Source organism: Mesorhizobium sp. M7A.F.Ca.US.006.01.1.1, assembly GCF_003997935.1.
GTDB lineage: Bacteria > Pseudomonadota > Alphaproteobacteria > Rhizobiales > Rhizobiaceae > Mesorhizobium.
In genome coordinates, this window is the sequence record NZ_RZQL01000065.1 from 1 (window position 1) to 22,125 (window position 22,125).

Below are 22,125 nucleotides of genomic sequence, written 5' to 3' on the forward strand. Positions count from 1 at the left end.
CCATCCGGCTGCGCGCCGGTGCCGATGGATCGGCAGCCGATCTGGCGACCCTGCTCAGCGCCAACCTTGCCTTGTCGGGCTGAATGCCCAACGAACCCGACCTTGCGGTCCCAAGTGGCAAAGAGAAAGCCGACCTTACGGTCGGCAAGCGGCAAAGAAAAAGCCGACCTTACGGTCGGCTTGGAGTAGGACGGGCCGAGGGGTTTGGGGGGACTTGGGGATGGCCCGTCGCAGCAATAATGCCTGACCCGGATGATGGTTCCATGACTGTGTCACTTTTTTAAGAAATATTTGACGCCATGCGTTGCGAGCGCGCCATCAGCCAATCCCGCCCCGCGTGGGCGAACACTGCGGTGAGCACGACGGCGCCGCCGATCATGCTGGCGGCTGGTGCAATCTCGCCCAGGAACAGGAAGGCAAACAGGATCGCGAACGGCACTTCGGCCGAACCGAGAAGCCCGGATTCGGCCGGCGGGATGAGCCGTGCGCCCTCCGTCCACAGGATCGAGGACAGCGCGAAGGACGCGCCGAAAGTGGCGAGCAGAACGGCATCTCTCGGCGAAACCGCCAGCGGATCGGTGACGAACCAACCGAGCACGAACAACAGGAATGCCGACACCGCACCGGCCCACACCACGGGCGTGTCGCGGAAGGCGCGTACCATGATCATGTAAAGACCGCTGCCGATGGTCATCAGCAGTGCCAGTCCGTCGCCGAACAGATTGCCGGTGCCGAAGCCGGACCAGACCATGATCGCCACGCCGCACAGCGACACGGCGGCGGCGACCATCGTCTGCAACCGGAAGGGTTCGCGCGTCAGAACCCAGGCCAGCAGCGCCGTGACGAAAGGTGCTGTGGCATAGATGACAGCGACATTGGCGACGAAGGTGAACTTGAACGCCGAGATGAAAGCGATGCTGGCCAGCGCGCCTTCCACCGCCAGCAGCCAGCCGCGCCAGCCAAGCCGCAGGGTCTCACGCCCACCGGAACGGTGACGCCGCCACAGCACATAGAGGCTGATCAGGATCGCGCCGACAAAGCCGCGCCAGCAGATGATGGTCAACGGGTCGGCGTGGATTGATTTCGTCAGCACGCCCGTCAGGCCGAAGACGGCGGCTGAGGACGACACCAGGATGATGCCGAGTGTCCGCTCCGCGGCGGTGTCGGTGGCGGCTGCAATCTCAGTCATGCCGCCAGCCTACGCCGCTTGGTCCTGGCATCGTAGCGTCAGCAATCATGGCCATCCACATCACAGCCGTTTGCGGAAATGCTCGGTGCCGACGATCAGCAGGCCGGCGGCGACGATCAGCGCAGCGCCCAGGAAAACTTCGCGGCGCGGCACGTCGCCCCAGATCGCAAAGCCGAGTGCGAATGCCCACAATAGCGAGGTGTATTCCAGCGGCGCGAGAACCGAGGCTGGTGTGCGCTTCATGCCTTCGAAGAGAAGATACTGCGCCAGGCCGCCGAGTGCGCCGACGCTGGCAAGCAGCAGCAATTGCGCCAGGTTTGGCGTCTGCCACCAGAGCAGCGCCGGCACCGCCGAAAACAGCAGGAAATAGAAATTGTTGAGCAGGAGCTGGATCATCGAGCGCTCGGCAAGGGCGGTCCTGCGCAAGAGCACGATGGCGATGCCCCACAAGAAGGCGGCCGCCAGCACCAGCAGCACCGGCACGGACAGGCCGAGATGGGTCGGATCGCAAGCGATGAACACGCCGGCAAAGCCGATCAGCACCGCCAGCCAGCGCAGCATCGGCACCTTTTCGCCGAGCAGGAACACCGAAAGCACGGTGACGATGATCGGGGCCGCGTAATAAACGGTGGTCAGTTCGGCGAGCTGCAGGCTGCGCGCGGCGTTGTAGTAGCAGAGCCACGCAGCAAGCGTGAAGGCACTGCGCACCAGCATCGGCCGCACGATCGGCGAGCGCATCGTGTCGGCAAACAGCTGTCGTCCGCCGATCGCCGCGCACGCGCCCAGAATGGTGATGCTGCGGAAGAACATGATCTGCCAGACGCTCAGGCCGACGACCAGCAGCTTGATCGAAGCATCCTGTGTCGAAAACAGCAGATAGGCCGCACCGGTCAGCAGGATGCCTGCAAGAACCCGCTCGCGTGTTTCGAGAATGGCGATATCGGCCATAAGGCGCGTGGGACCAAATTTGCCGGAGCGGCAGAAATGCTGTGAGGAGCGACACAAGGGAGCCGTGAATTCAACTCCCTTGGTACCAAGCTATACGGGCGAAAACCCCTGCGGCGCTACGCCAGTCCGGTGCTTATATTGGGGCACGGGTCCATGGCGAGCTGCACTGTCGCCAAGCCTATTGCGTCGCCTGATAAAGCTCCGAAGCGGCTTCTTTCAGCGCGCGCCGGCCATCGGACCTGAAATACATCATGTGCCCGCCCTCGACGACATCGAGACGGATGGGCTTGGCATTGGCGAGCGACGGGATCTGGCTCACCAGGTAGCGCGAGGCGAGGTAAGGTGTCACCAGATCGGTGTAGCCGTTAACGATCACGACGCCGAGCGAAGGGTTCAGCGAGCGTGCGCGCTGCAGATCGTCCATCACCCCGGCATAGCCTTGCCGCGAGGCGCCGGTCCCGTAATCCCAATTGTGGCTGATTTCGCCATTGAGCAGCCGATAGCTGACATCGGTGCGAAAATGCAGTTCGTCGCTGATATAGCCGACGAATGCCGACGTCAGCGCCGGCACGCTGCGGTCGAGCACCGGATCCGGGCCGGCGATGCGGGCGCTCTCGGGCGCGATGTCGGCCGTGCCGATCGTGGCGTCATAGGGGCTGAGCACCTTGCCGCTGGCGCGGGAGAACTCCCTTGCGAACAGGCCGGTGGGGATGCGGGCGGAGTTCCGCTGCACCAGATCGAGCGGCAGGCCGGTGATGTCAGCCACGCGTTGGCTGGCCAGCCGCCTGCCTTGCTCCAGTCCGCTGGTGATTGCCGTGAGGTAATCGCCCATCGCATAATGTTCGACGTCTGCCAGCTTCTCCCGCAACGCGTCGCCGCTGACGCCTTCGGCGCGCAGGCGCACCGCCGCCAGTGAAGGCAGTTCGAGCGCCCAATGCAGCGGCTCGAATTCGTCGGGCTGCACCAGCGTGAACTCCAGCGCCGGGGAGATCAGCACGATGCCGTTCGGACTGATGCCGATATCTTCCTGTAACGTCCTGGCGAGCAGCGCTGCGCGGAACCCGCCATAGCTTTCGCCGGCGAGGAACAGTGGCGACCCGGTGCGGCCGTTCTGCGCGAGATAGAGCCGGATGAAGGCGCCTATCGAGCTGGCATCCTGGTTTACACCCCAGAAATCGCGCGTGTCCTGACCCGGTGCCTCGCGGCTATAGCCTGTTCCCACCGGATCGACGAAGACGAGATCGGTCATGTCGAGCCAGCTGTCCGGATTGTCGATCAGTCTTTGCGGTGACGGCAGGAATTCGCCGTCGGCTCCCGTCGCGATTATCCGTGGACCGAGTGCGCCGATATGCAGATAGGCGGACGCTGCTCCAGGGCCGCCGTTGAACACGAAGGTGATCGGCCGCTGCTGGTCTTTGGCCCCGCTTGCCGGCGGCTCCAGTGTGTAGGCGACGTAGAAGATCTCCGCCGTGACGTCGCCCTTGCCCGATAGCAGCGACAGGGTCGCCGCCTTTGCCTGGTAATCCAGCTTGCGCCCGGCCAGCGTGATCGAATGGTTGGTGGTCTGCGGCGGCGGCAGCAGGGATAGCACGCCGCCCGAGGGCGCCGGCCGCTCCGCCGTTTCAGCCAGGACGGGCTGCGCCAGGACGGCGAGCATCGGCAGGATAAGGCAGATCAGTTTCAATTTGACCGGCATGATGGCTCCGCGACAACGACTCCCGCATAGGTATGGCCGAGAGGGTCGAAGTCAAAGGAAATGGCTGATTTGAACTTGCAACGGCTTGCGCTAGAGCCGGATGATTTCAGGTCGATCGACCTGAAATCTCAATCCGGCTCTAAATCAAACAGATAGAGCATGATGCCGTCCGAAAACCGCTTCACACTTTTCGGCATCATGCCTAGTATGAATTGGAATGCAGTCGAACCTTTCCCTCGATCAGTTTGGGCGCTGGAGCGGCGGTGTCGCCGCTGCGGCCGTTGCCGTGACTCCCGAAGAATTGTCGGCTCGCTTCACGGCAGCGGCGAGCGAGTTGCTTGGCTCCGACCGCGCCTATGTCGGCTTTTACCGTCGCGACATCACATCCCTGACCATCGACGATGCCGGTCCCGATCGCTGGAACCGCGACTACGATGCACGCCTGTATCGCCAGGCTCCCTTCTTCCAGAGGTTCGCCAGCACAAGGCAGGATTTCCTGTTGCCGCTGTCGGCACTCCGCAATGGCGACTTCCAGCGGACTCCCTACTATCGCGAATTCTTCGGCCCTTCCGACAGTTTCGACGAGATCACCGGCGTGTTCAATCTCGACCGGCTGACCGCTGGCTATGTCACTTTTCTCAGGCGAAACGGGGCAGAACCGTTTGGCGAGCAGGATCTGGCGACGGCTTGCGCGGCAAGCAGCGCGACAAGGCTCATTTTGGAAAGATTGCTCCATCTGTGCCGCTTCCGGCACAAGGGCGCCGCAATCGGTGACGCTCGCTCGCGGCTGAGCAGGCGCGAGACCGAGATTGCGCGGCATCTGGTCGATGGTGGCAACGCCAAGACGATTTCGCGATGCCTCGCCATCTCGCCCGGGACGGTCCGCAACCACATCAAGCAGATCTATCGCAAGCTCGGCGTGCACTCCCAGGTCGAGTTGCTGGCGGCCATCCGCGAAGCCGCCTGAGCCTGACGGCTTCCGCCCGGCTCTGTCTTTTTTGCTTTGACGCAATTCCCAAGGGAAAGCGCTACGCGCTTTTCACGGGAAAACCGCTGCGCATTTTTCCTGGAATTGCTCTATTGTCCCGTCACGATGCGTGTCCACATGCGGTTTTGGGATCGCAGCAGCTTTTGGTCGTTGTTGTCCACCACGAACAGCTTGGCCTTCACGGCATCAGGCGGAAAGACGCCGGGGTCGCTGGCTATGGCCTTGTCCATCAGCGGCAGGGACTCCGGTATCGCATTGGCGTAGGAGACATAGCTGGAATTGGCCGCGGCGATATCGGGCCGCAGATTGAAGTTGATCCAGGCCTGGGCGTTGTCGGGATGCGGCGCATCTTTCGGTACCGCCATCGTATCGAAGTTGATGAGCGTGCCTTCTCTGGGGATGGAATAGGCGATCTCCAGCTTCTTTACGGAATCCGCCGCACGGGTCCTTGCCTGGAGTATGTCGCCCGACCAGCCCAACACCACACAGATGTCACCGTTGGCGAGGTCGTTGATGTATTTCGACGAATGGAAATAGCGGATGTAGGGCCGCACCTTGACCAGCAGGTCCTCGACCTTGGCGAGGTCGTTGGGACTGGTCGATTTGGGGTTGATGTGAAGGTAGTTCATCGCCATCGGGATGACTTCAGCCGGCGCATCGATGATAGCTACACCGCAATCGGACAGCTTCTTGACCACATCGACGTCGAAGACCATGGCGAAGGAATCTGTCGGCGCGTCCGGCAGCCGCTGTTTGACCGCGGCGACGTTGTAGCCAATGCCGTCGGTGACGGCCATATAGGGCACGGCATGCAGGTTCTGCGGGTCGGCACCCGCGATCAGCGCCAGGGCTTGCGGATCGATCTTCGAATGGTTTGCAAGATTCGCCTTGTCGAGTTCCAGGAAAGCCCCCGCCTTCACCTGGTTCTTCAGGAACGGATAGGCTGAAGGGTAGACCACGTCATATCCCGAGCCGCCGGTGAGCAGCTTGGTTTCGAGCACCTCGTTGCCGTCATAGACATCGTAGCGAACCTTGATGCCCGTTTCCTTCTCGAATTTCTCGGCGGTGTCCGGCGCGATATAGTCCGACCAGTTGTAGACATTGACGATTTTTTCCTCATCCGCCGAGGCTGCGCCGGCGCAGATGCCGCAAGCAATCCCGGCAAGCAGGGTTGAGAAGATCAGAGCGCGCATGAGTGTTCTCCTTTTCGCTGCTGGTGTTCGGCGGCCGTCATCCTTCAACGCCGTTGCGGGGCATAGACCGGCAGGGTGATGCAGGCGACATTGCCGCCGCCCAGCAGGATCTCTCGCGAGTTTTCGATGCCGACTATTCGGTGGTCGGGAAACAGCTCGGCCAGCGTCCGCTTGGCCTTCACATCGAGATCGCAGCCGAACTGCGGCACCACCACGACGCTGTTGCCCGGATAGTAGTTGATGTAGCTCGCCGCGATCCGGTTTCCGGCCGGTCGCGCCCAGGTCGAATCCAGCCGGTCCACGCCGTCGCTTTCTTCCGGCGTCATCTCGATCGGCATGGGGTGGGGCAGCCGGTGAACTTCCAGCGCGCGGCCCTTCGCATCACGAGCCGAACGCAACACCGCCTCGGCTTCGCGCACGATCTCATATTGTGGGTCGTCCCGATTGTCGGTCCAGCTCAGCACGACCACGCCGGGGCGCACGAAGCAGCAGACGTCGTCGACATGGCCGTCGGTCTCGTCGAAGGCAAAGCCGCGTGGCAGCCAGATGATGGTGTCGACACCGAGATAGTCGCCAAGCTGGCGCTCCACCTCGGCCTTGCCGAGATGAGCGTTGCGATTTCGGTTGAGCAGGCATTGCTCCGTCGTGATGAGCGTGCCCTGACCGTCGCACTGCAACCCGCCACCCTCGGCGATCAGAGGTGCGCGGTAGCGATCCATGTTCTCGATTTCGAGCACTTTTTGCGCCGCAAGGTCATCCAGGTCCCATGGCGAATAGAGGCCGCCGTCAAAACCGCCATAGGCGTTGAAGATCCAATCGACGCCACGCACGTCGCCTTGATCGTTGACGACGAAGTTGGGACCGCTGTCGCGCAGCCAGGAATCGTTGGTAGACATTTCCACGACGCGCACATGACCGGGCAATCGCGCTCGGGCATTCTGCCACTGGCGAGCAGAAGCCGCCACCGTCACCGGCTCGCTTTGCGCGATCGCCGCGGCGACATCGGCGAACAGTTTTTGCGCGGGCTTGGCGCCGAGGCGCCAGGTGTCCGGCCGCTCCGGCCAGATCATCCAGCAGCCTGACTTGGGTTCGAATTCGCCGGGCGCGCGAAACCCATCCTGTTTCGGCCTTGTCGAGAGGGTTCGAGGCATCGGGGACCGCCGGGAAATGGAGTGATGACTTGCCCGGATCAGACGTTTTTGGGACCTTGTCCGTCAATGTCCCATTTGGGATATCGGTGTAGGCGGCTGGCACCTGTTGCGGAATGGCATTGCCTTCCCAAGGTGATCGGCGCAAATCTTGACCGGACGGCGCATGCCGGTGACGCAAGCAGTCGACGAAAGGGGAAAGCGGATGGATGCGACCGAACTGAAGGCCATGCAGGCGCCGCTGAAGCAGGCGTATCGTGACGACGCTTCGCAGGCCATGATCACGCTTCGCGCCAAGGGCTCGATCGACGACCAGTCGGTTGCCTGCAAGGTGGAGACGGGCAGGGCGCTCGCCATCGCCGGCCTGCATCCGGCAACAGGCGGCTCAGGCCTTGAGCTCTGCTCGGGCGACATGCTGCTGGAGGCGTTGGTCGCCTGCGCCGGGGTGACGCTGAAGGCGGTGGCGACGGCGCTCGAGTTCAAACTCGGCGCCGCCACGGTGGAGGCTGAAGGCGATCTCGATTTTCGCGGCACGCTCGGTGTCGCCAAGGATGCGCCGGTCGGCTTTCGCGCCATCCGGCTCAATTTCAACCTCGACACCGATGAGCCGCAGGAGCGGATAGACTCGCTGCTGAAGCTGACCGAGCGTTATTGCGTGGTGTTCCAGACCATCAGCCAGAAGCCGGAACTGACGGTCAGCGCACGCCGCTGACGCCTACTGTGCTGACGGTTCTTCGGCGTCACCCTCGTCGGTGAAGGGCGAGGCGCTCGGCACGCATTGCACCGACCAGCCGGCCGGTGTCGGCTGCTTCTGATATTCGGTGATGGCGGCAGTGCATTGTTCGCGCTTGTCGAAGGTGCTGGGCAGCACGACCATGCCGCCTTGCGGACCCGCGATTACCAGATACCAGACCAACGCTGCTGCGGTCGTAGCCATGGGGATTTCCTTGTTCTGCCAGTTGGGCGCTTGTTGTGGGAGTCGCGGTGACCCTACCAACTCCAAGGAAATGACGAAAGCATGACCGCGGCACAGCTTCCCGCCGCCAAATCACAGCCGCGTGATGTGACGGCGGGTTTCCCAGCCCGATTTCGAAGCGCAATCGGCTCAGTTGGTGGCAAAACAATAGAACAAGCCATCGCCCCCGGTGCCCTTCAGCGCCTCTTGGCTGCAGCCGCCGCGCGAGGCGTGCGAGGAATTCCAGGATTTGGCGGCTGCCGAATCGTCGAGGCCGGTACGGTCGTGATGGCCCATCATCGCGGCGCCTTCCGCCCCGCTCATCGTCCAGTCGCCGCAGGTCTGGTCGGCGATCTTGGTGCCGTCAGGCTTGGAACCGGTCAGCACGTCGTGGCGGTTCGGCGTGTCGCCGCGGCCGTTGACCACTTCGCCTTTCTCGTTGAGCGCCGTCTGCTTGGTGATGCCGTTGGCATCGCTGTGCAATGAGGCGACGTCGTCAGCGATCTTGACGCCCTTGGCGTTCACCCACGGCCCCTTGCCGATACGGTCGCGGGCGTCGGTGTCGCTGGTTGACAGATAGGCGGCCCAACTCTTGCCGGTGACGCCGGCGGCTTCCGCCAGCGATGCGCAATGCGCGTCAGCACCCTTGAGGCCGCCGAGGTCGGCACCCTTGCCGGAACCGACACTGGTGACGAAGAAGCTCATCTTGGCATCTTGCGAGTAAGCGGCGCCCGCGGCTGCGATCAGGATGGCCGCGGTGGCGAGAAGCAGTTTGCGCATGGTGGTTCCTCCGGTTTGGGCTTCGACTACGTCGAAGAAACGTTTCCGGAGGCCTGTTTACTCCCTACGCATGTCGCTTAAAAGTGCGCAGCGGTTTTTGGGAAACCGACATGCGTCAAAAAAAGGCTCAAGTTTTATTCCGGCTGCCTATAGGCGACGAAGCGATTGTGCTTGGCCTGGAAGATCAATCCGGTCTCTTTCAGGTCCGGGCTGGCCAGCGGCACGATGCGTTTGGCGATCTCGGAGGGATGCGGCAACGTCTCGGGATCTTCGCCCGGCACTGCCTGGGCCCGCATGGCGGTGCGGGTGGCGCCGGGGTCAGCGGCGTTCACCCTGAGCGGCAGGCTCTGCGTCTCATGCGCCCAGGAGCGCATCATCGTCTCCACCGCGGCCTTGGATGCCGCGTAGGGTGCCCAGAAGGCGCGCGCCGAGTGCGCGGCGTTGGAAGACAGGATGATCGCGCGGCCAGCATCGGAGAGCCGCAGCAGAGGGTCGACCGAGCGGATCAGCCGCCAGGTCGAGGTGACGTTGATGGTCATCACCTTCTCGAAGGTTTTTGCTTCGACATGACCGATCGGCGAGATGACGCCGAGAACGCCGGCATTGGCGACGAGAATGTCGAGCTTGCCCCAGCGTTCGTGGATGGCGCCGCCCAGGCGGTCGATGCCGGCCATGTCGGCGAGGTCGAGCGGCACCAGTGTCGCCTGGCCGCCGGCCGCCTTGATCTGGTCGTCGAGCTCTTCCAGCCCGCCGACAGTACGAGCCACCGCAATGACATGCGCGCCGGCGGCAGCCAATTCCTTGGCAACGAAATAGCCGATGCCGCGCGAGGCGCCGGTGACGACCGCAACGCGGCCGGAAAGGTCGAGGGTCATGCGATGGATTCCGGGAATTGACTAACGCTGATGGCGGTCCGGCCTACGTCCCGCTTGTCGCCAGCAGCGACAGCGTGCGCACATTGTCGTGGCCTTCGAAGTCGAGCAGGCGGGTCGGGTACTGGCCGGTGAAGCAGGCATCGCAGAATTGCGGCTGGTCGTTGTCGCGGCTGGCCTCGCCGACCGCGCGGTAGAGCCCGTCAATGGTGAGGAAGCCAAGCGAATCGACGCGAATGAACTCGGCCATCTCCTCGATCGACATGCGCGATGCCAGGAGCTTCGATTTCTCCGGCGTGTCGACACCGTAGAAGCAGGAGGCGCGTGTCGGCGGTGAGGCGATGCGCATATGCACCTCCTTAGCGCCGGCGTCGCGCACCATCTGCACGATCTTCTGGCTGGTGGTGCCGCGCACGATGCTGTCGTCGACCAGCACCACGCGCTTGCCTTCGATCATGCGTCGGTTGGCATTGTGCTTCAGCTTGACGCCCATGTGGCGGATCGAATCGCCCGGCTGGATGAAGGTGCGGCCGACATAATGATTGCGGATGATACCGAGCTCGAAGGGAATGCCGGCCGCCTGGCTGAAGCCGATCGCCGCCGGCGTGCCCGAATCCGGCACCGGCACGACGATGTCGGCCTCGACCGGGCTTTCGACCGCCAGCTCGGCGCCAATACGTTTGCGCACCTCATAGACGTTGCGGCCTTCGACCGAGGAATCCGGCCGCGCGAAATAGACATATTCGAAGATGCAGAAGCGGGTCTTCTGCGGCTCGAAGGGGAACAGGCTCTCGATGCCCTTGGACGTGACGACGACCATCTCGCCGGGCTTCAGGTCGCGCACGAAACGCGCGCCGATGATGTCGAGCGCGCAGGTTTCGGAGGCCAGGATCCAGGCGCCGTCGAGATCGCCGAGCACCAGCGGCCGGATGCCGAGCGGATCGCGGCAACCAATCATCTTCTTGGCCGTCATCGCCACCAGCGAGAAGGCGCCCTCGACCTGCCGCACCGCATCGATGAAACGCGAGTTCAGATCGCGCTCCTTGCTGGTGGCGACAAGGTGCAAAAGCGTCTCGGTATCGGAGGTGGAGGAGAAGATCGCGCCTTGCTTCTGCAGCGCGCGCTGCACGGTCATGGCGTTGGTCAGATTGCCGTTGTGGGCGACGGCGAAGCCGCCATCGGCCAATTCGGCGAAAAAGGGCTGGATGTTGCGCATGCCGGCGCCGCCCGTGGTGGCGTAGCGCGTATGGCCGATGGCGCGGTTGCCTTGCAGGCTGTCGATGACGCGCTGCTTGGTGAAGGTGTCGCCGATCAGGCCGACATGGCGTTCGACATGGAACTGGCTGCCGTCATAGGAAACGATGCCGGCCGCTTCCTGGCCGCGATGCTGCAGCGCATGCAGTCCCAATGTAACGATTGCCGCGGCGTCCTGCCGGCCGAAAATGCCGAACACACCGCATTCGTCGTGGAAATGGTCGTCGGCCTCGGCGGAAAGCACGTCGTCTGCGTCTGCCATCTTAAGCTCCGCTAAAATCGCCATATAATGCGGGTTCGCGCCGAAAGCAACGCGGGCCGTGCGGTCGTTCACACCATCGTCAGATCCTGACGCCGTTTTCGGCGTCAGTTTGCCGGTGCCGCCGGTGCCGGAGCGGCCGGGGCGTTGTTCGCCGGTGGTGTTGCGTCATTGTCGTCAGGCGCCGGCGTGTTGGCATCGTCGCCGCCCGCCGGAGCATCCGCCGCCGGTGCGTCCGGAGCAGCTGGCGTCTCGGCGGCCGGCTGATTCGGATTGAGCTTCTTGAGGATCGCGTTTTCCGGATCCTCGGGCAGCAGGCTTTCGAGCTTGGCGCCGATCTGCTCGAGCAGCGGCCGCGACTTGGCCTCCGTGACCCAGGCTGGTGCCTTGGCGCCTGCCAGCCAGTTGAAGAACAGCAGGGCGACGGCAACGACCAGGATGCCGCGCGCGGCGCCGTAAAGGAAACCGAGCGTACGATCGAGTGCGCCGATCCTGGAATCGATGATCCAGTCGGCGAGCTTCATGGTGATGACCGAGACGACGATCAACGCGATGATGAAGACCACGCCGGCGGCGGCCGCCATGGCGACCTTTTCATTCTCGATGTAGGGCGCGAGGTAAGGCACAACCGGCTTGTAGAAGAAGAACGCCGCAGCTGCCGCCGCTGCCCAGGAGACGACGGACAGGACTTCGCGCGAGAAGCCGCGAACCATGGCGAGCATCGCCGAGACCAGAGTGAAGCCGACGAGAATTCCGTCAAGCAGCGTAATCGGCATGTCTTTCGCCCCACTCCATGAGCCGTATTATAGCGCGGAGCATCGGGCTCAGGGTCCGATGCTCTAGTCTTGTTCGTCCACGCGGCTTCGGCGTGTGCCGGCTATGCGTGCCACGAGGTCGGCAAGCTCGGTTGGCTGAAAAGAACCGGCCCCGATCCCCCCGGCCAGCTCCCCGCTGCCCGAGGGCAGAACCGCGCTTCCAAAACCCAGCTTTTCGGCTTCCTTGAGGCGCTGTTGCGCATGCGCAACCGGCCTCACGGCGCCCGAAAGGCTGATTTCGCCGAAATAGACGCAATCGGCGGGAAGGGCAAGACCGGTGAGCGAGGAAACCAGGGCGGCCGCCACCGCCAGGTCGGCCGCGGGCTCCGAAATCCGGTAGCCTCCGGCGACATTGAGATAGACATCGTGGCTGCCGAAGCGCACGCCGCAATGGGCTTCGAGAACCGCCAGGATCATCGATAGCCGGGCGCCGTCCCAGCCGACGACGGCGCGGCGCGGCGTGCCAAGCGAGGACGGCGCCACTAGCGCCTGGATCTCGACCAGCACCGGCCTCGTCCCTTCCATGCCGGCGAAAACCGCCGCTCCCGGCGATTTGGCATGGCGCTCGCCAAGGAAAAGCTCGGATGGATTGGCGACCTCGCGCAGGCCCTTGTCCGACATTTCGAAGACGCCGATCTCGTCGGTCGGTCCAAAACGGTTCTTCACCGTGCGCAGGATGCGGTAGTGGTGGCCGCCTTCGCCTTCGAAGTAGAGCACGGCGTCGACCATGTGCTCGACGACGCGCGGCCCGGCGATCTGGCCTTCCTTGGTGACATGGCCGACCAGTACGATCGCAGCACCTGTGGATTTCGCATAGCGGATCATCGCCTGGGCTGCGGCGCGCACCTGGGTAACGGTGCCCGGTGCCGAATCGGCAAGGTCGGTCCACAGCGTCTGGATCGAATCCAGGATGACGAGATCAGGCCGCTTGCCGTCGGCGATCGTCGCCAGGATGTCCTCGACATTGGTCTCGGCGGCAAGTTCCACCGGAGAAGAGGCGACGCCAAGTCGCTGCGCCCGCAGCCTGATCTGCGCGACCGCCTCTTCGCCTGAGACATAGACGATGCGGTGGCCTTTTGATGCCAGCGCCGCGGCCGCCTGGGTAAGCAATGTCGATTTGCCGATGCCGGGGTCGCCGCCGACCAGCAGCGCCGAGCCGCGCACGAAACCGCCGCCGGTGGCGCGGTCGAGTTCGCCAATGCCCGAGATGATGCGCGGCGCGTCCTCGATATCGCCGGACAGTGTGGTCAGCACCACCGCGCGGCCCTTGCGGGCGTTGCGCGTGTTGGCTGGTCCCGAGCCGATGCCGCCGGACGTGCCTTCCTCGACCAGCGTGTTCCACTCGCCACAGGCATCGCATTTGCCGGCCCAGCGCTGATGCACCGATCCGCAACTCTGGCAGATGAATTGGACGCGGGATTTGGCCATTAGATGGAAGCCACGCGGTGACAGGCTGGCGGGGCAGCGCCCCCCTCTGGCCTGCCGGCCATCTCCCCCTCCAGGGGGGAGATTTGCAGCTTCAGCGCTTGCGCCTTCTTTTCAACGCCAAAAATTGGCGAAAGGATCGATGACATCCAATCTCCCTCCCGGAGGGGGAGATGTCCGGCAGGACAGAGGGGGGCGCCAAGGAATGGGACCTGTCTCAATAGGTCACTCGAACCTTTCCGGCAGATGATGCTCCTCGGCGAGGTCCGAGAAGCGGGTGAACTCGCCCTGGAAGGCAAGGCTGACGGTGCCGGTCGGGCCATGGCGCTGTTTGGCGATGATCACTTCGGCCTTGCCCTGGACCTCGATCATCTTCGTTTCCCAGGCGAGATGCTCGGGCGTGCCTTTCTCCGGCTCCTTGTTCTTGATGTAATATTCCTCGCGGTACACGAACAGCACGACGTCGGCGTCCTGCTCGATCGAGCCCGATTCGCGCAGGTCGGACAGCTGCGGATGCTTGTCGTCGCGGCTTTCGACCTGACGCGAGAGCTGCGAGAGGGCGATGATCGGCACGCCCAACTCCTTGCCGAGCGCCTTCAGTCCGGTGGTGATCTCGGTGATTTCCTGGACGCGGTTCTGCGACGCCTTGGCGGATGAACCCTGCATCAGCTGAATATAGTCGATGACCATCAGGTCCAGCCCGCGCTGGCGCTTGAGGCGGCGGGCGCGTGCCGCGAGCTGGGCGATCGAGATACCACCCGTCTGGTCGATGTAGAGCGGGCGCTTGTGGTTCTCCTGCGTGTAGGCGACAAGCTTGCCGAAATCGGCTTCCGTCAAATCGCCGCGCCGGATTTTCGACGATGGAATCTCGGTCTGCTCGGAGATGATGCGGGTGGCCAGCTGCTCGGATGACATTTCGAGCGAGAAGAAGCCGACGACGCCGCCATTGGCCGCCTTGACGGAGCCGTCGGCCTGCTGGGCAGGCTCATAGGCGGCAGCGATGTTGTAGGCGATGTTGGTGGCCAGCGACGTCTTGCCCATGCCTGGGCGGCCGGCGATGATGATCAGATCCGAAGGCTGCAGGCCACCCATGCGGTGGTCGAGATCGCGCAGGCCGGTAGCAATGCCTGACAGGTGGCCATCGCGCATATAGGCCGCGCTGGCCATGTCGACGGCGTTCTTCAATGCATCGGAAAAGCTTTCGAAACCGCCATCGTAGCGGCCGTTTTCGGCCAGCTCGAACAGCCGCCGCTCGGCATCCTCGATCTGTTCGCCGGGCGCCATGTCGACCGGCGCGTCATAGGCGATGTTGACCATGTCCTCGCCGACGGTGATCAGCGCGCGGCGCGTCGCGAGGTCATAGATGGCGCGGCCATAGTCGGTGGCGTTGACCACGGTCACAGCCTCGACCGCCAGCCGCACGACATATTGCGCCATCGTCATGTCGCCGACCTTCTCGTCGGCGGGCAGAAAGGTTTTCAGCGTGATCGGCGTCGCGACCTTGCCCATGCGGATGAACTCGGACGCCACCTCGAAGATCTTGCGGTGCAGCGGCTCGTAGAAATGGCTGGCCTTGAGGAAGTCCGAGACGCGATAGAAGGCGTCGTTGTTGACGAGGATGGCGCCGAGCAGCGCCTGCTCGGCCTCGATGTTGTTGGGCGCTTCACGATAAAGCGGTGTTTCCGCCACGCCGAATTTTCGCGCTGCTTCTGCCATGATGTCCCCGATTTCGGTCCCGGCTTCTCGATATCAGAACGTGATGAGTCGGTGCTGACCTTTCTGCATCACTACCCAACCAAAGAACCTTGATGCCCGTTGTTCACAGGAACAACCAATCGTCCACAGGAGAGTATTCCCGTGCCCCGATTCCGGTTGACTCGACAGGGCGTGGATCTCTATCTGACTCATCGGAACGAAGCAAGAACGATTGCGCTGTTCATTTTGCGGTGTTGTCCAGCCTGTCGCCCCAGTCCAGGCGCCGGGCCAGCTTGAAGTCGGCGCCGTCGCGCTTGGTAAACAAGCGCTCGGCGGCGGTGCCGTCGTCCTGGCACAGCTTGAGCAGAACCTTGCCGGAACCGGACTTCGGCGGCGCAAGAACCCGTGCCTGGTGCGAAGTGGGTCCGTCGCGAGAAGCCGCGACATAGATGAACTTCTCGTCTTCCCACGGCACGTCGGCGTCCTTGGCCAGCCGGTGCAGGCGCGAGCGGGCGACGCGGCGGGAAAAGTGGCACCAGTCGGGCGGGGCGAGCGGGCAGGGTGCCTGATGCGGGCAAGGCGCAAGCACATACGCGCCCGCCTCGATCAGCTGCCGGCGCACGGCAAGGATGCGCTGCCAGCCGGCCGGGGTGCCCGGCTCGACGATCAGCAGCATGTCGCCTGTGAGTTGCCAGAGCCGGTCGACGAGTTTCGGCAGCGACGCCGGCGCGATTTCGTCCAGCACATAAGCGCACGTGACCAGATCGGCCGGCTCGACGCCGGCAAGGTCGATGGTGGCATCACCGGCCAGCCATCTGGTCTGGGCGGCAATAGTGTTGCCGGCAAGCGTCTCGCCCACCTTGCGCACCGCCGCGCTGGCTTCGAACAGTACCGCCTGTTCGAGGTCGGGCCACTGATCGGTCGCGGCCCAAAGCACCGTACCAGGGCCGGCGCCGACATCGAGCAAGGTCCTGGGCTGAAAGGCAGGCTTGGCGTCGCTCAGCGCGTCGAGGCTGGCACGGATCGCGGCATAGGTCGCTGGCAGCCGCGTCGCCAGATAGGCCTTCACTGCCAGGTCCTCGGCCATGTGCAGACGGCCGTCGCGCAACTCGGCACGGTAGCGGTCGGACAGCGTTTTTGCCGCTTGCTTGAGTACCGCCAGCGGAACGTTTTCGAGCAGGCGCTCGACACCTTGGCGAAGGGAGGCCGGCAACTCCATCTCACGCGCCCCGCGGGACGAGAAGGATCACCGAAGCGCCGGCAATGCAGAGCGCGGCGCCGGCAAGATCCCAGCGGTCGGGGCGAACGCCCTCCACCCGCCACAGCCAGCCAAGCGACGCCGCGATGTAGATGCCGCCATAGGCAGCGTAGGCGCGGCCGGCGGCTGACGTGTCGACCAGGGCCAGCAGGAAGCCGAACAGGGCAAGCGAGGCGAGGCCGGGAAGAAGCCAAAGCGGCGACTTTTCCAACCGCCACCAGGCCCAGAATGAAAAGCAGCCGGCGATCTCGGCCAGAGCGGCGGCGGCATAGAGGACAAAGGTCATGAAAAAGGTCCAGCGACGGTCACTGGACCTTTTTCAGTGCAGGCGCCGGCAATGGCAAGCAGCAATGCTATTCCTGGTCGGCAACCTTGCGGCGGCGAGCCGGCTTGGCGGTCGGGCTCTTTTTGACGGGAGCCGTTTCACGATGCCCCATGTCGCGCATCTCGAGCGCCTTTTCGCATTTGGCCATGTAGTCGCGTGTCATCGGCAACGTATCGTTCTTCTTGGCGATCTGGATCTGGAAGATCACTAGATCCTGCCAGCGGAAGGCGGCTTCCGAGGCCGCCAGGTAGAATTCCCACATGCGGCAGAAGCGCTCGTCGTAGATCGCCTTGGCCTTGTCGCGGTTGGCAGCGAAGCGCTCGCCCCAGTGCTTCAGCGTGTCGGCATAGTGGAGCCGCAGGATCTCGACGTCGGTGACGACCAGGCCCGACTTCTCGATCGCCGGCATGACTTCCGACAGCGAAGGGATATAGCCGCCCGGGAAGATGTATTTGCGGATGAAGGCGCTGGTCGCCCACGGCACGCCGGAACGGCCGATCGTGTGCAACAGCATGACGCCGTCAGGCTTGAGCAGCGTCGCGCTCTTGTCGAAGAACGTACGGTAGTGGTTGACGCCGACATGTTCGAACATACCGACCGAGACGATGCGGTCGAAACGCTCGTTGAGTTCGCGGTAGTCCTTCAGCTCGAAATGCACGCGGCTTTCCAGCCCTTGCGCATGCGCCCGGTCGGTGGCGACGCCATGCTGCTCGGTCGACAGCGTCACGCCCTGCACGTCGACGTCGAACGCCTTGGCGAGGTAGAGACCAAGCCCGCCCCAGCCGGAGCCGATGTCGAGCACGGTCTGGCCGGCCTTCAGCCGGAGCTTGGCGGCGATGTGGCGTTTCTTGGCGGCCTGCGCTTCGTCGAGTGTCATGTCCGGCTGCTCGAAATAGGCGCAGGAATATTGCATGTCTTCGTCGAGGAAGAGCCGGTAGAGATCGCCCGACAGATCGTAGTGGCGCTGCACGTTGCGGCGCGAGCGCGAGGCGGTGTTGATCTGCTGCAGCCGGCGGAAGGCGTGGCGCAGGCCTTCGATGGCCTTCGACCAGGTGGCGTCGATGCCGCCGCTGCCCATGTTCTGGAAGGCGATGCGCATCACGCCCAGCACGCCGCCTTCGAGAATATCGAGTTCGCCGTCCATGTAGGCTTCAGGCACAGCCAGCATCGGATCGAAGGTGATGGCGCGCTCGGCATGAGCGGTCTTGATGTGCATGTGCACCGGTTCGCCACTACCGTCGCCGAAAACCACCGCCGTGCCCTTGGGGCCGGTTACCCTGAGATTGCCGGTGCGCACCAGGCGGTCGAGAACGCGCTTCAACAGAATATTCATGACCAAATTTCCCCTCTCGGCCAGACAGGCTGCCTTGGCGCGTGACCGCGAAAATCGGGATTGATTTCGCCGGGGGTCTTGCGCCGAACCAAAGATGCACAGCGTGATTTGCGCGGCCAAAGCACGCGCGACGCCATAGTCTGCAACAATATATAGGGGTTCGAAAAGTTCCATTTGGCACAAAAATGCCCGGGCGAGAGGCCCGGGCATTGGTCCAGCATGGCTGGATGACGGCAAAGTGATCGGAGCTTGGCGTTAAGTCGTGATCAGCCCATGGCTCCAATCGTCTTGCGACGTGTGATCAGGCGTTGTCTTCGTCGCCCTCGAACTCGGTGTTCGGATCGAAGAAGTTCTCCGGCCGGGCATTGTCGTTGATGTCGTCGCCATAGATGGCTTCGGCGGTGGTCAGTGTCTCGCCCTTGGCTTGGCGCTCGGCTTCGTCGGCCGTACGAGCGATGTTGAGCGTGACGGTGACCTCGACTTCCGGATGCAGCGCGATCGCCACATTGGTGACACCGATGGTCTTGATCGGCTGGTTGAGCAGGATCTGGTTGCGGTTGATCGAAAAACCTTCCGCCGTCAGCAGATCGGCGATGTCGCGGGTCGAAACGGAACCGTAAAGCTGACCGGTTTCGCCGGCGGAGCGAACGGCGATGAAGCTCTTGCCGTCGAGCTTTTCAGCGACCTGGGCCGCTTCCGACTTGCGCTCGAGGTTACGGGCTTCGAGTTGGGCGCGCTGGCCTTCGAACTTCTTCTTGTTGGCTTCGTTGGCGCGCAGCGCCTTGCCCTGCGGCAGCAGGAAGTTACGGGCGAAGCCGTCCTTGACCTTGACGGTATCGCCCATCTGGCCGAGACGGGAAACGCGTTCGAGAAGAATGACGTCCATGGTTTTGTTCCTTCGGTTGGGCGCCAATCGATCGATGAGATCGACGCCGAATGTCTTGGGAACAGGCAGGAAGCTGGAGCGCCTTTGGCGCTGGTGTCGCTGTCCTGCCTGTCGCGGCAGTTAGAGGTTTTGACCTCAACCCGGGATTTGATGTTCGACCCTGCGGCGCCCGTCACCGTGGGAGAAGAGCGGGCGGCGAACCGCCCGCATTTGAGATATTAGCGAACCACGTAGGGCAGCAGGCCGAGGAAGCGGGCGCGCTTGATCGCCTTGGCGAGTTCGCGCTGCTTCTTCTGGCTGACGGCGGTGATGCGCGACGGCACGATCTTGCCGCGCTCGGAAATGTAGCGCTGCAGCAGACGCACGTCCTTGTAGTCGATCTTGGGCGCGTTGGCGCCGGAGAACGGGCAGGTCTTGCGGCGGCGATGGAACGGGCGCCGGGTCGGGATCTGATTGATGTCGACCATTATTCTGCACCCCCTTCAAAGCCTTCGCGCGGACGGCGCGGACCACGATCGGCACCAGCGTCGCCGAACGAGCGCGGCGGACGATCGCCACGGTCGCCGCGATCACGATCGCCGAACGAGCGCGGACCACGATCGCCACGGTCACGGTCGCCGAAGCCGCCGCGTTCCGAGCGCTCTTCGCGCTTCTGCATCATGGCCGACGGGCCTTCCTCATGCGCCTCGACCTTGATGGTCAGGAAACGCAGCACGTCTTCGGACAGGCCCATCTGGCGCTCCATCTCGTTGAGCGCGGCCGCCGGGCAATTCAGGTCCATCAGCGTGTAGTAAGCCTTCCGGTTCTTGTTGACCCGGTAGGTGAGGGACTTCAGTCCCCAGTTCTCGACCCGGCCGACGGACCCGCCATTTGCGGAGATGACACCCTTGTACTGTTCGACAAGCGCATCGACCTGCTGCTGCGAGAGGTCCTGCCGGGCAAGAAACACATGTTCGTAAAGAGCCATTATGTCTTATGCCTTTCTTCGTTTCTCTCCCGGTTCCCGGCGGCAAAAGCCTCTGCAACTTCTCTGACCCGCAAACCCTCGAAGGGGCAGGGGGAAGAAAGGAGCATGACGAGACGGTCGAGAGCGGAGACACGGGAGGCGGAAGCACTTCCGGCTTCACACGAAGGTTCTAAAAAACCTCCGGCCCTCCGTTCAGCCCCCAGCAAGGACCGGCAGATTGCGGGCGTCTATACAGCAATGCGGCCGCAAAGCAAGGGCAAGCGGCATTCGCGTGTGTCACAGCCGACAATCGGGAAGCCGCGACCGCTGAAGTTTTGGTTTCCGGCAACCACGTCTTAACCACACCTGCAGGTTGTGTGGAGTTGAAGCCGGCAGTCAACGGTCGATTCATCATGGAAGGCGCAAAAGCCCGGACAGCCGCGCAAAAGCGGCAAGCATTTCCGGGGGTAAGGATGCTTCTCAACAAATTCTGGCGCTCGAAGAGCGGCAATTTCACGCTTGTGCTGGGACTGGGCTTGCCGGTCATCCTGACGGCTGTCGCTTTCGCAACCGATGTCTCGACCCTTATGCGGGCCAAGAGCAATTTGCAGAACGCTCTCGATTCGGCAAACCTTGCTTCTTCGCACCTTGGCGATCTCGACATCACCCGCAATGACGCTTTCAACCGCTATTTCCAGGCCAACATCGTCGGTCATGGCGAGCTCGGCAATGCGCAGGCAACGTTGACTGTCGACAAGGGCGTCAACTTCGTCAAGACAAAGGCGGTTGCCTCGGCGGACGTCAATCTCAACTTCGCCTTCCTGTTCGGCGACAGCAAGCACATCGTGGTCGATGCCTCGGCGGTCGAATCGAACAACCAGCTCGAAGTCGTGCTGGTGCTGGACAACACCGGCTCGATGGCCGGAGCGCGTATGACGGCGCTGAGGACGGCGACAAAATCGTTGCTCGACACGCTCGAAGCGGCGAAATCGCCGACGCGCAAGATCCGCGCCTCGCTGGTTCCTTTCGTGACCGCCGTCAACGTCAATGGCGACGGCTTCGACCCGTCCTGGATCGACATGGACGGTAAGTCCTCAACCAACGGCGTCAATTTTCCCGTGATCGACGGCAAGCGGCCGAACCACATGGCGCTCTTCAAACAGCTCAAGAAGACCGGATGGACCGATGCCGGATGGAATGGCACCGGATGGAAGGGTTGTGTCGAGGCGCGGCCAGGGGCTTACAATATCTCCGACACGCCACCCGACCCGGCCAAGCCCGACACGCTGTTCGTGCCGTACTTTGCGCCGGACGATCCCGAAGATGCCCAAAAGCCGTCTGGCTCCTATGGCAATTCGGATAAATACTACAACAACTCCTATCTCAACGATGTCAGCGACAAAACCAGGCTTGCCCAGTCGGGCATCAACATTCTGGGCATCGATCTCAGCAACCTGCTCGGCAACCTCATCGAACTTCTGTCGCCCGATGACAGGGCTGCCAGGGAAAAGATCGCCAAATATGTCGCGCCCGCCAAGGAACTCATCACCGAGATCGGCTCTCCCATCACTATCGGCCCGAACCGCGCGTGTCCGACTCCGGTGGTCCCCCTGACCGACGATTTCGACAAGCTGCGCAAGGCGGCCAATCAGATGACCGAGTGGAACGGTTCGGGCACCAATGTCTCCGAGGGCCTGTCATGGGGTATGCGGGTGCTGTCGCCTGCCGCGCCCTATACCGATGGAGCGCCGTGGAAGACGCCCGGCATCAGCAAGATCGTGCTGTTGCTCACCGACGGCGAGAACGTCGTCTATGGCGCCAGCGAACAAGAACCGACAAAGTCGGATTACACATCCTATGGCTATCTGGCCGGCGGCCGCTTCGGATCGGACAACCAGACGACCGCTGCGCGCAATGTCGACGGCTGGACCAAAAACGTCTGCACGCAATTGAAGAACGAGGGCGTGCAAATCTACACCATGGTGCTGCAATCCGACACCGCAGCCAACCGCGCGCTTTACAGCGCCTGCGCCTCGGATCCGAGCAACTATTATGCCGTCAACGACCCGACCAAACTGCCGGACGTCTTCCAGCAGATTGCCAACAAGTTCTCGAAGCTGCAATTGACGAACTGAACACGGGATCCGAGACCAGCCGGCT

At 63.0% G+C, this 22,125-nt stretch carries 21 protein-coding genes; 3 read left to right on the forward strand and 18 right to left on the reverse strand.

Going from position 1 to position 22,125, the window contains the following annotated elements; all coding sequences use genetic code 11:
- Positions 1 to 280: 280 nt before the first annotated feature.
- The 3 genes from EN943_RS13670 to EN943_RS13680 all read right to left on the reverse strand — a co-directional run bounded on the left by EN943_RS13670 (position 281) and on the right by EN943_RS13680 (position 3,833).
- Positions 281 to 1,189 (reverse strand): DMT family transporter, encoded by a 909-nt coding sequence (locus EN943_RS13670; RefSeq protein WP_127367300.1) that lies wholly within the window; start codon positions 1,187 to 1,189, stop codon positions 281 to 283.
- 60 nt (positions 1,190 to 1,249) lie between these two features.
- On the reverse strand, positions 1,250 to 2,137 hold the full coding sequence (locus tag EN943_RS13675; protein ID WP_027162693.1) for a DMT family transporter: 888 nt from the start codon (positions 2,135 to 2,137) through the stop codon (positions 1,250 to 1,252).
- 178 nt (positions 2,138 to 2,315) lie between these two features.
- Positions 2,316 to 3,833 carry an alpha/beta hydrolase gene (locus EN943_RS13680; RefSeq protein WP_027162694.1) on the reverse strand — a complete coding sequence of 506 codons (1,518 nt, stop codon included), beginning with the start codon at positions 3,831 to 3,833 and terminating at the stop codon, positions 2,316 to 2,318.
- 217 nt (positions 3,834 to 4,050) lie between these two features.
- Between EN943_RS13680 and EN943_RS13685 the strand changes: the two genes are divergently transcribed.
- Positions 4,051 to 4,800, forward strand: a complete 750-nt coding sequence (locus EN943_RS13685; RefSeq protein WP_127412999.1) for a LuxR family transcriptional regulator — start codon at positions 4,051 to 4,053, stop codon at positions 4,798 to 4,800.
- Positions 4,801 to 4,910: 110 nt separating this feature from the next.
- Here EN943_RS13685 and EN943_RS13690 read toward each other — a convergent pair whose 3' ends face one another.
- Positions 4,911 to 6,014: a polyamine ABC transporter substrate-binding protein gene (locus tag EN943_RS13690; protein ID WP_127413000.1), complete on the reverse strand. Its 1,104-nt coding sequence runs from the start codon at positions 6,012 to 6,014 to the stop codon at positions 4,911 to 4,913.
- A 44-nt stretch (positions 6,015 to 6,058) separates the two neighbouring features.
- A complete protein-coding gene (gene aguA / locus EN943_RS13695) occupies positions 6,059 to 7,165 on the reverse strand; it encodes an agmatine deiminase (RefSeq protein ID WP_127413001.1) in 1,107 nt (368 codons plus the stop codon).
- Positions 7,166 to 7,367: 202 nt separating this feature from the next.
- Between aguA and EN943_RS13700 the strand changes: the two genes are divergently transcribed.
- Positions 7,368 to 7,874 (forward strand): OsmC family protein, encoded by a 507-nt coding sequence (locus EN943_RS13700; RefSeq protein WP_027162698.1) that lies wholly within the window; start codon positions 7,368 to 7,370, stop codon positions 7,872 to 7,874.
- Positions 7,875 to 7,877: 3 nt separating this feature from the next.
- On the opposite strand, the gene EN943_RS13705 is transcribed toward EN943_RS13700, so the two are convergent.
- The 13 genes from EN943_RS13705 to rpsF all read right to left on the reverse strand — a co-directional run bounded on the left by EN943_RS13705 (position 7,878) and on the right by rpsF (position 19,986).
- Positions 7,878 to 8,099 carry a hypothetical protein gene (locus EN943_RS13705; RefSeq protein ID WP_013532531.1) on the reverse strand — a complete coding sequence of 74 codons (222 nt, stop codon included), beginning with the start codon at positions 8,097 to 8,099 and terminating at the stop codon, positions 7,878 to 7,880.
- Between the two features lie 168 nt (positions 8,100 to 8,267).
- Positions 8,268 to 8,897, reverse strand: coding sequence for a hypothetical protein (locus tag EN943_RS13710; protein ID WP_013532530.1), 630 nt, complete (start codon positions 8,895 to 8,897; stop codon positions 8,268 to 8,270).
- A 134-nt stretch (positions 8,898 to 9,031) separates the two neighbouring features.
- Positions 9,032 to 9,772 carry an SDR family NAD(P)-dependent oxidoreductase gene (locus EN943_RS13715; RefSeq protein ID WP_127413002.1) on the reverse strand — a complete coding sequence of 247 codons (741 nt, stop codon included), beginning with the start codon at positions 9,770 to 9,772 and terminating at the stop codon, positions 9,032 to 9,034.
- A 43-nt stretch (positions 9,773 to 9,815) separates the two neighbouring features.
- A complete protein-coding gene (gene purF, locus EN943_RS13720) occupies positions 9,816 to 11,285 on the reverse strand; it encodes an amidophosphoribosyltransferase (RefSeq protein ID WP_013532528.1) in 1,470 nt (489 codons plus the stop codon).
- Positions 11,286 to 11,389: 104 nt separating this feature from the next.
- Positions 11,390 to 12,058 carry a CvpA family protein gene (locus tag EN943_RS13725; RefSeq protein WP_127413003.1) on the reverse strand — a complete coding sequence of 223 codons (669 nt, stop codon included), beginning with the start codon at positions 12,056 to 12,058 and terminating at the stop codon, positions 11,390 to 11,392.
- 63 nt (positions 12,059 to 12,121) lie between these two features.
- Positions 12,122 to 13,525: a DNA repair protein RadA gene (radA, locus tag EN943_RS13730; protein ID WP_127413004.1), complete on the reverse strand. Its 1,404-nt coding sequence runs from the start codon at positions 13,523 to 13,525 to the stop codon at positions 12,122 to 12,124.
- 222 nt (positions 13,526 to 13,747) lie between these two features.
- Positions 13,748 to 15,238 (reverse strand): replicative DNA helicase, encoded by a 1,491-nt coding sequence (locus EN943_RS13740; RefSeq protein ID WP_127261333.1) that lies wholly within the window; start codon positions 15,236 to 15,238, stop codon positions 13,748 to 13,750.
- A gap of 220 nt (positions 15,239 to 15,458) precedes the next feature.
- Positions 15,459 to 16,436 (reverse strand): small ribosomal subunit Rsm22 family protein, encoded by a 978-nt coding sequence (locus EN943_RS13745; RefSeq protein ID WP_127413006.1) that lies wholly within the window; start codon positions 16,434 to 16,436, stop codon positions 15,459 to 15,461.
- Position 16,437: 1 nt separating this feature from the next.
- Positions 16,438 to 16,761 carry a YnfA family protein gene (locus EN943_RS13750; protein ID WP_127413007.1) on the reverse strand — a complete coding sequence of 108 codons (324 nt, stop codon included), beginning with the start codon at positions 16,759 to 16,761 and terminating at the stop codon, positions 16,438 to 16,440.
- 67 nt (positions 16,762 to 16,828) lie between these two features.
- Entirely contained in the window at positions 16,829 to 18,133 is a 1,305-nt protein-coding gene (locus EN943_RS13755; RefSeq protein ID WP_127413008.1) for a cyclopropane-fatty-acyl-phospholipid synthase family protein, read from the reverse strand.
- 301 nt (positions 18,134 to 18,434) lie between these two features.
- Positions 18,435 to 19,019, reverse strand: a complete 585-nt coding sequence (rplI, locus tag EN943_RS13760; protein ID WP_013532521.1) for a 50S ribosomal protein L9 — start codon at positions 19,017 to 19,019, stop codon at positions 18,435 to 18,437.
- Between the two features lie 218 nt (positions 19,020 to 19,237).
- Positions 19,238 to 19,486 carry a 30S ribosomal protein S18 gene (gene rpsR / locus EN943_RS13765; RefSeq protein WP_006203718.1) on the reverse strand — a complete coding sequence of 83 codons (249 nt, stop codon included), beginning with the start codon at positions 19,484 to 19,486 and terminating at the stop codon, positions 19,238 to 19,240.
- Positions 19,486 to 19,986 carry a 30S ribosomal protein S6 gene (gene rpsF, locus EN943_RS13770; RefSeq protein ID WP_013532520.1) on the reverse strand — a complete coding sequence of 167 codons (501 nt, stop codon included), beginning with the start codon at positions 19,984 to 19,986 and terminating at the stop codon, positions 19,486 to 19,488. Before rpsF ends, rpsR begins: the two co-directional genes overlap by 1 nt.
- A 452-nt stretch (positions 19,987 to 20,438) precedes the next feature.
- On the opposite strand from rpsF, the gene EN943_RS13775 reads away from it, so the two are divergent.
- Positions 20,439 to 22,100 carry a pilus assembly protein gene (locus tag EN943_RS13775; protein WP_127413009.1) on the forward strand — a complete coding sequence of 554 codons (1,662 nt, stop codon included), beginning with the start codon at positions 20,439 to 20,441 and terminating at the stop codon, positions 22,098 to 22,100.
- Positions 22,101 to 22,125 lie beyond the last annotated feature (25 nt).

Coding starts and splice junctions, on each gene's coding strand:
- purF (WP_013532528.1), bottom strand. CDS start 11,285: ATGGCAGACGCAGACGACGTGCTTTCCGCCGAGGCCGACGACCATTTC.
- aguA (WP_127413001.1), bottom strand. CDS start 7,165: ATGCCTCGAACCCTCTCGACAAGGCCGAAACAGGATGGGTTTCGCGCG.
- rpsF (WP_013532520.1), bottom strand. CDS start 19,986: ATGGCTCTTTACGAACATGTGTTTCTTGCCCGGCAGGACCTCTCGCAG.
- EN943_RS13685 (WP_127412999.1), top strand. CDS start 4,051: ATGCAGTCGAACCTTTCCCTCGATCAGTTTGGGCGCTGGAGCGGCGGT.
- EN943_RS13715 (WP_127413002.1), bottom strand. CDS start 9,772: ATGACCCTCGACCTTTCCGGCCGCGTTGCGGTCGTCACCGGCGCCTCG.
- EN943_RS13725 (WP_127413003.1), bottom strand. CDS start 12,058: ATGCCGATTACGCTGCTTGACGGAATTCTCGTCGGCTTCACTCTGGTC.
- EN943_RS13750 (WP_127413007.1), bottom strand. CDS start 16,761: ATGACCTTTGTCCTCTATGCCGCCGCCGCTCTGGCCGAGATCGCCGGC.
- EN943_RS13705 (WP_013532531.1), bottom strand. CDS start 8,099: ATGGCTACGACCGCAGCAGCGTTGGTCTGGTATCTGGTAATCGCGGGT.
- EN943_RS13740 (WP_127261333.1), bottom strand. CDS start 15,238: ATGGCAGAAGCAGCGCGAAAATTCGGCGTGGCGGAAACACCGCTTTAT.
- rpsR (WP_006203718.1), bottom strand. CDS start 19,486: ATGGTCGACATCAATCAGATCCCGACCCGGCGCCCGTTCCATCGCCGC.
- rplI (WP_013532521.1), bottom strand. CDS start 19,019: ATGGACGTCATTCTTCTCGAACGCGTTTCCCGTCTCGGCCAGATGGGC.
- EN943_RS13710 (WP_013532530.1), bottom strand. CDS start 8,897: ATGCGCAAACTGCTTCTCGCCACCGCGGCCATCCTGATCGCAGCCGCG.
- EN943_RS13690 (WP_127413000.1), bottom strand. CDS start 6,014: ATGCGCGCTCTGATCTTCTCAACCCTGCTTGCCGGGATTGCTTGCGGC.
- EN943_RS13670 (WP_127367300.1), bottom strand. CDS start 1,189: ATGACTGAGATTGCAGCCGCCACCGACACCGCCGCGGAGCGGACACTC.
- EN943_RS13745 (WP_127413006.1), bottom strand. CDS start 16,436: ATGGAGTTGCCGGCCTCCCTTCGCCAAGGTGTCGAGCGCCTGCTCGAA.
- EN943_RS13775 (WP_127413009.1), top strand. CDS start 20,439: ATGCTTCTCAACAAATTCTGGCGCTCGAAGAGCGGCAATTTCACGCTT.
- EN943_RS13680 (WP_027162694.1), bottom strand. CDS start 3,833: ATGCCGGTCAAATTGAAACTGATCTGCCTTATCCTGCCGATGCTCGCC.
- EN943_RS13675 (WP_027162693.1), bottom strand. CDS start 2,137: ATGGCCGATATCGCCATTCTCGAAACACGCGAGCGGGTTCTTGCAGGC.
- EN943_RS13755 (WP_127413008.1), bottom strand. CDS start 18,133: ATGAATATTCTGTTGAAGCGCGTTCTCGACCGCCTGGTGCGCACCGGC.
- radA (WP_127413004.1), bottom strand. CDS start 13,525: ATGGCCAAATCCCGCGTCCAATTCATCTGCCAGAGTTGCGGATCGGTG.
- EN943_RS13700 (WP_027162698.1), top strand. CDS start 7,368: ATGGATGCGACCGAACTGAAGGCCATGCAGGCGCCGCTGAAGCAGGCG.